The following is a 12798-nucleotide window of genomic DNA, read 5'->3' as shown; positions in this document are numbered from 1 at the left end:
TATTTTTGTACGTGTTTAGCCCGAACTGATTTCGCTGCTATCTCATAGAAGGCGCACAACGTAGCCTGTATGAACTGGCAGCAGAGGTTCGCGATGATTCTCAGGGATGGGCTCCACGACGGAGCCCATCCCGTTACCTCTGCTGTCTGTACTGGAAGGTGGGATCTGTGAACGGAGATGATCTCACCAAAGAGGAGTTGCTCTCCGGGTTTTTACAACTTGAACAACGAGTCGAAGAGCTTGAACAAGACAACGCACAGCTCCGAGAGAAGTTACAAGAGAAAGACGAGCGGATCGAAGAACTCGAAACACGTCTTCGCAAATACGAGAATCCGCATACTCCACCCAGCAAGCGACGGTCGGGGACCCGTCGGTCCCCGACCTCGCAAGATGACGAAGACGACGATGTCCGAACTGACGGTGGCACTCCCGGTCGGAAGGATGGTCACGATCCGGAGTGGCGTTCTACGGCCGATCCTGACGAAAAAATCGAAGTCACCTGTGACTGTTGTCCTGAGTGTGGCGACCGCTTCGACGAGTCGGTGGGCGTCAGCCCCCGACTCGTCGAGGAGATCCCTGATCCCCAGCCCCCAGAAATCACCCGGTACAACCGCCACTACTACCAGTGCGATTCCTGTGGAACAGAGACAGTTGCGGCTCACCCCGACTGCCCCGATGAGGGGCAGTTCGGGGTGAACGTCATCGCTCAATCAGCTCTGTCACGGTACGATCACCGCCTTCCTTACCGGAAGATCGCTGATCGCTTCGAGCAACTACACGGACTCGAACTCTCGGGTGCATCCGCGTGGCACGCGACCGAGCGCGCTGCGCGCGCCGGTCGCTGTGAGTACGAGCAGATCCGTCAAGAGATTCAGGATGCTGACGTGGTTCACATCGACGAGACAGGCATCAAGCGCGACGGTGAACAAGCGTGGATTTGGACGTTTCAGACCATTCAACATACGTTGTACGCGGTCAGGGAGAGTCGCGGAAGTGATGTTCCCGCGGAAGTCCTCGGCGAGGACTTCGCGGGAACGGTCGTCTGTGACGGGTGGACGGCGTACCCAGCTTTCAGCAGCAACCTCCAGCGGTGCTGGGCGCACATTCTCCGAGAGGCTGAGGACGTCGCCGAAAAGCAGCCAGAAGGTGAACCGATCTACCAGGCTCTCAGACAGCTATTCGTCGCTCTCCAGGCTCGGCTGGAGAGCGACCCAAGTCCTCGTGAGAGAGCAGACCTCCAGCGTGTGGCGCGAAGAGAGCTTGAATCGCTGATTGACCGGTCAGTACCCGACGGACCAGTGGCAACACTGCTGGGGAAGATCGAAGGAGGTCTCGACCACTGGCTCACCTTCGTCGGTGAGCCAGCGGTCTCTCCGACAAACAATGCCGCAGAGAACGCGCTTCGGGAACCAGTAGTTCTGCGGAAAATCATCGGAACGCTGCGTAATGACCGAGGAATGTTCGTTCACGAGACGGTCTTGTCCCTGCTGGCGACGTGGCGCCAGCAGGGACGCAATCCATACGAAGAGCTTCGTCGAGCCGTCAGTAACAATGAACTGATCTCACGGGCTCACGCTGTGCCGGCTGTCGAGACTCCGGGGTAAACACGTACGTATTTTTCACGCGATAGCACACCATCCGGAACCATCCGGAACACCTCGAGTTCACTTTATATACCTCGCCGAGTACGGTGATGTGATAAGCAACGGATCCGTCTTCGAAGACGATCACCTCCTCGATCCGATTGTCGGCCGGAACAGCCACATGAACGAGGTTGCCGACGCCCTCGCACCGATCGAAGACGGCCAGCGCGCCGAGAACTGCTTCCTCTTCGGTCCCTCCGGCGCCGGGAAGACGACCGTCGCGAGGGCCGCCGTTCGCGAACTCCGGCGCGAGGTCCTCGACGTCCCGTACGCCTACGTGAACTGCTGGCGGGACTACACGCGCAACGCGGTCCTCGAACGACTCTCTCGCGACCTCGTCGGCGCCGCAGTCCCACGCTTCGCGTCGACGTCGACGCTGCTTGACCGCGTCCACCGCGACTTCAACGGCCCAGGCGTCGTCATCCTCGACGAGGTCGACCAGCTACGCGAGACCGAGCTGCTCTACGACCTCCACGAGTTTCGCGGGCTCTCGTGGATCGGCATCGCGAACGACGAGATCGACCTAGTCACCGACCTCGACGAGCGCGTTCGCTCTCGCATCTCTGTCGGTTACCGGGTCCGGTTCGACCGGTACGGCGGGGACACGATCGCGGAGATGCTGGAGCGACGGGCTCGTGAAGGCCTCGGGCCGAACGGCGAGAGCGACGAGGTGTTCGAGACGATCGCGTGGCTCTCCGACGGCGACGCGCGTATGGGGATCACGACGCTCCGGGTGGCGGCGCGGAAGGCGAGCAGCGAGGGGCTGTCGAACATCCCGCGGCGACTCGTCGACGACTCGATCTCCGAGGCGGAACGCGAAATTGCCAGGAAGACGTACTCGAAGCTCAACGATCACCAGTGGGTTGTCGTCGGCGTGCTTCAACAGGATGGACCGCTGATCCAGCGTGAACCCCACGAGAGATACTCCGAGCGCCACGACGACCCGGTTAGTCTGCGGTACTTCCGTGACGCACATCTGACGAATCTGGAACAATACGGTCTCATTAGTACCAGAAGAAAATCCGGGAAGAAGCTCTACAGTCTTGCGCAAAAAAGAGAGCAAGTAGTATCGAGATGATGTCTTATTTGACCGAATGGGTCGAACGACGGCTCTACACTATTGGGTTAGTCGTGATGCTCGTTCTGTGGTACGGTGTCCAGTTACTAGTTGCGAGTCAGGTAGGCGTCGAGAGCGCTGTAAAATGGTTTTATTTCACTTCTAAGCCGGGTACCGGTTGGTTGTTTTCTCCCATATCACACAATATGAACGACCCTATACACCTACTTGGAAACGCTGTTGTATTATTCATCGGAGGTTCTGTAATCGAGCCCCATCTATCACCTCGGAATTATCTTTCTGTTTTCTTTACACTCCCTGTGGTCAGTACTATAGTACCCGCCGTTGGTGCTATTATATTCGTAGACCCACCTTGGCTCGTTGCTGGAGCAAGCGGGGGAGCGTACGGCCTATGGGTATTTGCGTCGGTTTACCGTTCTAACCTGATTCTGGAGGCTCGCGATGTACTTCAGTTGAACAGGTCGTTTGAACCTCGCCATAGTATTGAGTTGCTGATGATTGTGTTAGGGATATTGCTGATAATCTTGGTCCCGGCCACTGATGTTTTGTCACAAAACCGTACCAGTATTGTGGCGCACGTTTCAGGCATGTTATTTGGTTTGATTATCGGTATAGGTTTTTTGATAGATTGATGTAGTAGTGTGGTCCTGTCGAAATCATCATGAACGGATAGGATTAGCGTGTGAGATACAGAGAATTTCAACAGAGCCGCACGGTTGATGTTGACTGTAACGAGAATTCTAGAGGCATTGGTAAAGAGCAAGACAGCTGATCACCCGCCGAGATCGGGTGGTTATAGTAGCTGCTCAACACCGTCGTAATTCCTTATGTAACTCTTGCTTCCCGGTGTTGTCTATATGTTACATAAGAAATTGATATCGAACATCGTGTGAACGAAACCGAAAAACGCCCGTTACGGGTTTGTCGTGCTACCGAGTGGGAGGAATTAGCGCAATAATCACGACCAGAAATTGGTTGTGGGCTGAATCCTGTACGGCGTCATCCTTGATCTGTTTTTCCCTATCAACTAAGTGGTATGGATGGTTCGCATTGAACTATGACTCTCCGCACCGACGGGAAGGGAACTTCCCCCCCGTCGCTCGACTCGACATTCTCTCACGAAGAGGTGTCGATGGCGCTTACTGGATGCGGGCTTCTCGTGGATCGGGCTGAGAAGCTCGCTCAGCTGTATGCGATACACCGAGACTGGACGGTTGTTGAAGAGAGGTGGCTTGAAGAACGGTTCGACGAGCGTAGTACACGTGGCAGCTCGAAGGGCATCTATCGAACCCTTAGCTCGCGGTTCAAGACTGCTGGGGGCGAGCTCCCCCCTATCGTCAAACTACCCACTATATTTGATCGCTGCGAGACGACACGCGACAAAGCGCAAGTACTGTACTTCTATTTGCTGGAGGACGATCCTCTCGTGAAGTACACTGTTCACCGGTACGTCGACCGGCTTCAGGAGTCCGGTGTCGATGGGTTGGATTTCGAGCAGGAGATGATCGAGCGCCTCCTGAACGAGTTTCACTACGACGACGGAAGTGAGTTCGACTATGCGGAGTCGACGACGCGTCGATGGGGGGAAGGACTTCGGTCGATAATGCGGGAGATCGGTGTTCTCGATACACAGCAGGCGCTTCAAGGACAGATTCCCAATCTCGGAACGACGCCACTGCTCGTTGCGTCAGGTTACTCGTGGGAGATTCACGGGGATGACTGGCTCTCCCAGCCGACTGGCTGGCACTACCTCTTCCAATCGGAACAGTACTGGGACTCGTTGGCCGAACGAGTGAGCGACGATCCGAACTGGGAAGCGAGCGGAATTCACGGTGAGCTGAGACTCCAGCCGGTGGGCGATACATACGACTGGGTCGAACCATGGGAGGGCGAAGTGTGACTGACGAGAGCTGGTTCGCTGCCGATGTCGGAAGCGATTTCGAGGAGTCCGTTCGTATCGACCGCGAGGATGACGGTCGCGATCACCGGCTGGACTCAATCGATACCTACCATGTGACGGAGGAGTCCGAGGACTTCATGTCCGACTTCTTCTCGCGCCTACTCGGCCGTTCCGAGGATATGCGGTCGGGCGCGAACTACTGGCTCTACGGATACTACGGGAGCGGGAAGAGCCACCTCCTCAGCGTGCTTCGCGGGCTGCTGGATAGCGAGTGGCTTCGAGAGCGCGAGGATGTCTGGGAACAACTAACCGACGGACGTGAGCTAGACACGCTCGAGTCCACGTGGTCATCGATTCATGACGAATACGAGGTCATCCCGATCTCGGTAAACCTCCTGAAGCATCAGGGCCAGAAGAAACTGAGCTTCAGCGAGATTGTCCTCCGCAGTGCTCATACGTCAGAACGACTCACCGGTGCCGATGGAGGGCTCTCGTCGCAACTCGACGTCGCCTTCTTTGAGGACTGGTACCGGACGACCGATGCGTGGGACGACCGGACTGCCAACACCCAAACAGCACTCCGGAGTACGGTTGATAGTCCCGAGAAGTACGACTGGGAGGATGTTCAGCAGTACAACGCTCTATCCGACGCCGTTCTTCCCACGCTCTTTGAGCAAGAGACCGGCACGGTGGATGGTCTAGATGACCTGATGCCGTCCGATCTCGACCCGCAAGCGATGGTTGAGCGCCTCGAACAGTTGCGGAGCGACCGTGAAGAGGAACTCGGCCACCCAGTCAAACTCGTACTACTGCTTGACGAGGTTAGTCTCTTCATCGGGACGGACTTCGACCGCCTTACCGAGCTGCAGACCCTCGCGGAGAGCGTCGACGAGACCGGTGACGGCGACATCCAACTGGTGGCGACGGCACAGGCCAAAATCGAAGACGTCCAACCGCAGTTCGCGGCTCGCGGGGCCGACTTCAGTATCGTCAAGGATCGGTTCCCTCACCGGTTTGGACTTCCGAGTCGGCACGTCGGCGAAATATCGACCCAGCGGTTGCTCAAAAAGTCAGAAGCCGGTAAAGAGGACACAGAACGCGTCCTCGACCGAACCAGCAACGAGCCCGAGACGTTACTCGTGTACTCGGGTATCGAACAGAACACCGAACCGCCGCTCGACGACATCGACCGCAATCGCCTCGTCGAGTTCTATCCGTTCCTCCCATATCAGCCACCACTGTTCCTCGAGATCCTCTCGAATCTCCGGCAGGAAGCACACGACCCGGCGAAGTCGATCTTCTCGGGGACTGCGCGGGCGATTTTGGCCCTCGTTCATGGACTCCTCCAAGAGTGGATAGAGGCCGGCGAGGAGACCAACGTCATTTCGCTGGTCGACTTCTACGACCTCATCGAACCGGAACTCGATGACATCACGCCACAGGACGTGGGTGTCATCGAGGAGATCGAGGAACAATACGAGGCAGGCGAACTGGAAGCGATCGACGTGGATGTCGCGAAGGCCGTGCTGCTCCTCCAGCACATCCCGGACACGATTCCGATGGCCGAGCGGAATCTTGCAGTGGCCGTGTTGAGCGACCTCGACGGCCCGACTCAGTTCCAGATGGAGAACCGTGTTGAGGACTCGCTCCAACGGCTTCGAAAGTTCATCCGGCCGACGCATGACGAAACGGGGCCGAAGTATGCGTTCACTCATCCGGAAGAGCGGGAGATCATCGAAGCCTCCGAGCAGAACCTCGACAACCCGGACTGGCAGTCCATCATCGAAGCCGTGGACGGGTATCTCTGGGAGGACATCGTGCGCGACCTCTCTCTCCCGACATCGGCTGAGTACCCGGATACCGACGAGCAATATCCCGTTCGCTACGAATTCAGTATCGACGGGATCGAACTCGACACGACCGTCGACGCTGAGGACGCCCTCGATGTCGAGGTCGCCGTCGAAGGGATTTCTCCCGCTGCAGCAGACATCAGCTACGTCGGCGACCCGCTCGAATGGACGATCGGACAGGACGGACTCGACGATCTCCGTGATAGCCTCATCGAGTGGTGGTCGCTCAGAGATGCCGTCGGAGACCACACGCTCCCACAGTCAGTCGAGCGTGATCTCTCCGACCGCGCAGCTCGCGTCCAGAGCAAACTCGTCGAGGCGCTCAAGAGCGGGACCTTCGACGTTAAGGATCGTGGCGACCAGATCGGGGGCATAGTTTCGGGAGTCGAGGAGTATCTCGACGTCAACTACCCCGACGACTTCCACCCCATAATGCTGCAAGTTGGCGACGAGCACTTACAGGAACTCCGGGGGCTCTCCGCACAAGATCCGCTACCCACGTGGGCCCAGCAGATCGATGTCGCAACAGAAGACCCGGAAACACACGGCGGCTCGATTCAGAACAACGTGCGCGCCTTCACCGGCCGACAGTTGAAGCAACGCGGCGGGAACCTCGCGATGGCGACGATCCTTGACGGTATCGTGAAGAAAAAGCCGATCTACGAGGACGCTCGCCCTGCGCTGTGTGCGATTATCTGGGGCCTCTGCCGGAAAGGGGACTTCCTGCCCGTCGACGAAACGGGCGATTCCCTAGAACTCGACGCTGTCATCGATCTGAACAAACTGACGACGACACGTCTCAAGATTGCGGGGAGTGGCGGTGTCCGAGGTATCCTTCGCGAGGGAGGATTCATCGATTCGACAGAGACCATCCCGGACGGAATCGTCCGGCTCCAGTCCGCGAACGACATGCTTGCGGGTCGACTCGGTAGTCTCATAGAAGACGTTAGGCTGGTCGCCGAGAGTGACATCCAAACGCGGGCTGTTCGGAACCTCCTCCAGTCGTTCGTCGAAGAGCTCGAAGCCGAGCAGCAGAGCGCAACCGACCGACGAGAGGCCGTCAAATCACGTGACACCGACTGGAAGGACGTCGTCGAAGTAACTAACGACGCTCAGGATTGGTACGACGAAGCCGAGGAGGTGTGGAGTTTGCGCCTTCCCGCGCTCACACGAATCGACTCGCAGTTGACTCTCGCCCAGCAGTCGTACGACTGGCTGACCGAGGAGTGCGAAACGGCCAGCCAGACGCTTCGAGAGAGCATCAACGACTACGAGGGCGAGTGGTGGACACACGATGGCTGGGATCGGTTCAACGACGCCCAAACCACCTCACCGGCGCTCGGCGACGCGATCGAGACCGCGTGGGACTCGTTCCGAGCGGAAACTGAGATCGATGCGTTCGTCGACGAGTTGCAGGAGCATCCGTGGATCCGGCCCGCGAGCGAGTTCGGTTCGAACGTTCGGCCGGCCTTCGAGAGCGAGTACATCACACCGCTCCGCCGGGCCGCGTCGTGGCACGAGGACATCTCGGACGCGGTGTCGACGGTGATCGGCGGAACGACCAACACCGAGGCTGACGACTTCATTCGAGCGACAAACACGCTGCTCGACAGCGAACCCCTCGCTGTGGTTGCCGGTAGCGGCATAGAGGAGTTGCGAGGTACGTTCGAGGAGCTACAGACACTCGTTGGGGATCAGTCCCCCACAGACATCACGGCGATCGGGGTTCTCCCGTCGGATCGCGAATCGCTGGACTCAGAACTGGAACGGCTCGTCGAACGCCATGACCTCAGTATCGAGCGGACTGAAACGGGGGTGATCATCCGATGACGACCAAACGTCCTTTCCACGACTTCACGGAGCGGCTCGCACAGTTTGCCGACGGACGACGCGGCATTCGAAACCCGTTCGTGATCGTCCCCGTCCAGCCGAAGTACGAGCGACGGGTCGCTGAACGGCTCACCGAGTGGGCGACGAACCCGCATCGTACCGAAGAGTTCCCGGATGACGGAACCGTCCAAGTCCTCCGGCTTGACGAGTTGTTCGTCGAAACCGACGTCTTCGAACTCGCAGTCGATCTCGGTAAGAACAGCCAGCCAGCGACTATCACCGAAACGATGCAAGACCGATTAGCCGAGGAACTCGTCGCGGTTATGGTTGAGAAAATCGACGCCCCAGCCCAGCAGCGACACGTCGTTCTCCTCACGCACCTCGGGAGTCTCTACCCGTTCACGCGTGCGTCGGAACTGCTTGACGAACTCGACCGCCGCAACGTCCAGTCTACGATCGGCATTCCGTTCCCCGGAGACATCGTCGGTGGGAAACTGAGCTTCTTCGGCGAGGAATCGCGCAACTACTACCCGGCCCACCAGATCGAAGGTCGGGTTGAGGGGGTGCATCTCCAATGAGCGACACACACATTCACGACATCTTCCAGCAGTCACCGACCCGCGAACTCGAAGAAGTCCAGAAGGTCAACGCCCGAGCGCGGGCCGAAAACGACGTCCGCGAGTTCTATGAGACCGACAGCGCCCGCGACGTGCTCACCACGCTCGGGAACCTCGTCGACAAGTATCCCCACGAGGAACCGCGTTTCCTCTACATCTCTGCGACGTTCGGGTCGGGGAAGACGCACCTCCTGAAGCTCATCGGGTTCGCTGCCGACACCGAATCGGAGTTCGCCGACCTCGGCGAAGAGTTGGCGAACAGATGGCCGGGCTTCCAGTCGTTCCGACAGAGCGTCGCTAACTCTCACGTCGACCGGCTGAAGCCCGTCTTCTTGAACCTCCTCAACCGGGACGCGTCACAGGAACCGCCGCTCCCCTACCTCATTTACGAGGCAATCGGCCGCGAACTCGGGTATCCTACTGACCCGAATTGGCTGCTCGAGTGGGCGTGGCAGCTCGACATGAACCACGGTGACTGCTGGGAGCGACTACAGGAAGTCGAGCACGATGGACAGAGGTTCGAGGACGTGTACGACGAGCGGGCGTCGCTACGGAGCTGGCTCTACGACGCCGTTCCGACACTTGATGATTCACCGTTCGCATCTCGGGAGGAGGTCAAGCAATCGATCGACGACGCCATCGAAGAGGTCGATCCCAACGAGTTCGACCCGGACGAACTTGTCGACCGTGTCGAAGCAGCGCAAGAGTCGCTGAGTACGCCCGAGACCGAGACGGAATTGCTGATCGGGCTCGACGAGGTGGCGCTGTTCATTGGCGATGGCCGCCACCGCTACAGAGAGTTCCAAGAAACGATGGAAGCCCTGACGGAGCTGGGCGTCGGGCCCAACCCGCCAGTCATCGGGACTGGACAGTATCCGATCGAGCGTATCCACGGCGAGTTCGACGATACCGAAGTCACGGAGCAGCCGTGGTACGGCGCTCAAGAACCGCTCGAGGGTGCCGATACCGAGATCATCGTCCGAAAGCGGTGGCTGCAGAAGGACGCCGAGGGTGGACAGGCCGTCGAGTCCGCGCTCCGGGAAATGCCCGACCTGACGCTTGACACATACTCCGATATTGCCGGCGCCGACCCGGACGCAGTCGAGTCGTACCCGTTCCGCGAGTACGATCTCGGATTGCTCCGGACGGTGATTCAGCAACTGATGCCACGGGGACGCGTGACCGAAGAGGAGTATGTGCAGGGGCGGGCATTGCTAATCCTCGTCCGCTCACTGTTCACGCGGTTCGAGTGGGGAGACAAGCAGGTCGGAGCACTCGTCACGTGGGACGAGTTGTACGACCTGCTGGTGGAAGAGACGACGTACATCCCGCTATGGGTGCAGGAGATGGTCGAGAACAAACTCGTCCCCTCGGCTGGCGGCGACGAAAGTGCGTTCTCCGTCCGCGTTGCGAAGGCGCTGTATCTACTGAATCAGGTGCGTTCCGAGGTGCCGTCGACGCCGGCGAACCTCGCCCGGCTGATGGTCAAGTCAACTCACGAGTCGTTCGAATCTGTCCGAGGAGATGTCGAATCGGCACTCTCCGACCTCCTCGAGGATCGGAAGGTGCTGACGGAGACAAACGACCGCGGCGACGAGGAGTACCTGCTGGTCTCCGAGGAACAGGAGGACATCCTGACGCGGGCGAAGACTCGCGCACAGCAGATCCCGTCGCATCGACTTTCGGCCAAGTTGGAGAACTCCATTCGAGAGGGAAGCAACCTCCTGCTCTCGGAGGGCAGTCGACACGAAGTGGATCTCGAGGCGGAGCGCAAAGTCCCATTCCGGTTCGGCTACTCTGTTCTCGACCCTATCGAGCAAGCACCGACGCCAGAGTTTGACGCCGTTCGTGTGCGGCTGGTCGCGGGGCGCGACGAGGAGGTTAGCGATCAGGTTGATGTATGGCAGACGACGAACGAAGGACGAGATGGAGGCGAGCACGTCCTCGTCGCCGTCGAGCTACAGGGATCGACGATCGACCGTCTCCGGGACGTGATGGGCATGCAGGAGGTACTGTCAGAGGAAACGGAGACGTATCCGGACTTGGAGTCCGACCACCGTGACGAACAGCGGGCGCTCGAGTCGGCGATTCGCGAGCAACTCGAGGAAGCGGATGTCTACGTCCGAACAGGCGGGACGAGAGGGCGATACGGAGACGTGTTCGAACAAGTTGTGGAAACGCAAGTACGGTCTGTGTTCAGCGGGACGCGCTTCGTGCTCACCAACGGAATCACGGAAGTCGAGGACGCCAAGCAGATGGCGCGGTTCTTCCGCGGCGGCGACGATTGGCCGCTCTCGAGCGAGGACGCCGTCACGCTCGGTGTGGATACCGATCGCGCAGAACTCGCCAACGGCTGGTGTCAGGAATTCCTCGACGAGTACGAGGACACCCAGTCGCTTCGTGCCGAGGACTTGCTTACCCAGACTGTCCAGCGCGGAGGCACGTATCGTGGGACACCGCAGGAATCGGTCTCGGCCCTGTTGATTACGCTCGCAACGGCCAACAAAATCGCGCTGCGTCGCGACGACGAGTACATTACCGAGCCGGACGAGATTGGCCGAGCGGTCAGAAACAAGACGAACCTGACCGACGTACAGATTCGGTTCGAGTCACTGGACGGAATCGATCCAGACCAGATTCGGGAGACCGTCGAGACGCTAATCGGTGAGGAGCCGGATGGAACCGAACCCGACGCGTGGCTCTCGGAGTTGGCTAACTGGGTAGACGAGAACAGCGTACTGGTGAAACGCGTCTTGCGAGGCGTCAGCAGAGAGTTCGGCGAAGGCGCTTCGTTGGGCGAACTCGAAACGGCTCTCCATCCCGCACTCGGTGGCGAATCTCTCGAAACAGACGACTTTGCGTCCGACGAAATCGCACGGCAGTCAGAGCGATTCGCTCGGGCAAGAGATCTCTTCCGGTCGGCCGAGGATAGCGACAACCTCTGGAAGGAGTTCAGCCAGCGAACGACGGAGATGCAGCGGCTCTACCCCGGTGCGGACGTCACCGGGGACATGCAATCGATCGTCGACGGGGACGAAGTGCCTGATGCCGACCGGCTCCGAGCAACGATTGACGAAGCCGCCGCTCACAGACGAACCGCCGTCCGCCAGCAGTACGAACGCATCACGGGAGAGTCGCCATCGGACGAGGAACCCGAGAGCGTGGTCTCCAGTCTCGCGACGTGGCTCTACGCTCACGATGGGAGCAGCAAGGAAACTGCCGACCGCGTCGCCGTCGAATTCGACGGTGTAACCATCGACGATCTCTACGAGCTCTTCGAGACGGCATGGAACGGTGATTCGTTCTCGGAGGAAGACCTCGTCGCCCCGACGGTCGTTCAGCAAGCCAAGCGGTACGAACGGGCACGGCGACTCCTTGAAGCATCCGGTAGCGAGGCCTCGCTCTGGTCGCAGCTTCGGGAGGCATCGGAACGACTGGAGGAAGAGCACCCGAACCATCCAGTTACGACCGATGTGAACGAGATGCTCAATCGGTCACAGCCGCCGAGCGTCGACGAGGTGGAACAGCTCCTTGACGAGGCAGAGAATCCCTTCGAAGTCGACGAACGACTCGAAGAACTCGCCAACGAACTGCAGTCCGAGTATCCCGACCACGATCTCACGCAAGAGGTCGTCGATACAGTCGAGGGAACCAGCCCGCCGAGTAAGGAACGCGTGGGTGAATTGATCGAAGACGCCGAGCAGTTGCTCGACGGTGTTGACGAGCAGGTGCGGCGGATTCGGGAGACTATGGATGAACTACCGGATGGTTCTGTGATGATGATCGAACCGCTCGACTGACGTCCTACTGTTGCGAAATAGCGAACTCGTTTATCTTTCCTTCGTAAATATGCAACAGACTGCACCGGCGGGACATATCG

The 12798-nt window shown here is 58.9% G+C and carries 7 protein-coding genes; all 7 read left to right on the top strand.

Going from position 1 to position 12798, the window contains the following annotated elements; all coding sequences use genetic code 11:
- The first annotated feature begins 167 nt into the window (after nucleotides 1-167).
- The 7 genes from tnpC to EO776_RS18050 all read left to right on the top strand — a co-directional run bounded on the left by tnpC (nucleotide 168) and on the right by EO776_RS18050 (nucleotide 12718).
- Nucleotides 168-1604 (top strand): IS66 family transposase, encoded by a 1437-nt coding sequence (gene tnpC, locus EO776_RS18080; protein ID WP_186279061.1) that lies wholly within the window; start codon nucleotides 168-170, stop codon nucleotides 1602-1604.
- Between the two features lie 91 nt (nucleotides 1605-1695).
- Nucleotides 1696-2721 (top strand): Cdc6/Cdc18 family protein, encoded by a 1026-nt coding sequence (locus EO776_RS18075; RefSeq protein WP_129452649.1) that lies wholly within the window; start codon nucleotides 1696-1698, stop codon nucleotides 2719-2721.
- Entirely contained in the window at nucleotides 2718-3353 is a 636-nt protein-coding gene (locus EO776_RS19865) for a rhomboid family intramembrane serine protease (RefSeq protein ID WP_129452647.1), read from the top strand. The genes EO776_RS18075 and EO776_RS19865 overlap by 4 nt, the downstream gene beginning before the upstream one ends.
- Before the next feature lie 425 nt (nucleotides 3354-3778).
- Nucleotides 3779-4621, top strand: coding sequence for a BrxA family protein (locus tag EO776_RS18065; protein WP_129452646.1), 843 nt, complete (start codon nucleotides 3779-3781; stop codon nucleotides 4619-4621).
- The gene (locus tag EO776_RS18060) at nucleotides 4618-8301 is read left to right on the top strand and encodes a hypothetical protein (protein ID WP_129452645.1); all 3684 of its coding nucleotides are present in this window, start codon (nucleotides 4618-4620) and stop codon (nucleotides 8299-8301) included. The genes EO776_RS18065 and EO776_RS18060 overlap by 4 nt, the downstream gene beginning before the upstream one ends.
- Nucleotides 8298-8879, top strand: coding sequence for a BREX protein BrxB domain-containing protein (locus EO776_RS18055; RefSeq protein WP_129452644.1), 582 nt, complete (start codon nucleotides 8298-8300; stop codon nucleotides 8877-8879). The genes EO776_RS18060 and EO776_RS18055 overlap by 4 nt, the downstream gene beginning before the upstream one ends.
- Complete coding sequence (locus EO776_RS18050; RefSeq protein WP_129452643.1) at nucleotides 8876-12718, top strand: hypothetical protein; 3843 nt, start codon at nucleotides 8876-8878, stop codon at nucleotides 12716-12718. Before EO776_RS18055 ends, EO776_RS18050 begins: the two co-directional genes overlap by 4 nt.
- Nucleotides 12719-12798: the final 80 nt, after the last annotated feature.

The organism is Halorubrum ezzemoulense (genome assembly GCF_004126515.1).
GTDB lineage: Archaea > Halobacteriota > Halobacteria > Halobacteriales > Haloferacaceae > Halorubrum > Halorubrum ezzemoulense.
This window is presented reverse-complemented; position numbering and strand designations above follow the sequence as displayed.

What these genes read in the sequence shown, in the direction of transcription:
- EO776_RS18050 (WP_129452643.1), top strand. Translation starts at nt 8,876, where the DNA reads ATGAGCGACACACACATTCACGACATCTTCCAGCAGTCACCGACCCGC.
- EO776_RS18065 (WP_129452646.1), top strand. Translation starts at nt 3,779, where the DNA reads ATGACTCTCCGCACCGACGGGAAGGGAACTTCCCCCCCGTCGCTCGAC.
- EO776_RS18055 (WP_129452644.1), top strand. Translation starts at nt 8,298, where the DNA reads ATGACGACCAAACGTCCTTTCCACGACTTCACGGAGCGGCTCGCACAG.
- EO776_RS19865 (WP_129452647.1), top strand. Translation starts at nt 2,718, where the DNA reads ATGATGTCTTATTTGACCGAATGGGTCGAACGACGGCTCTACACTATT.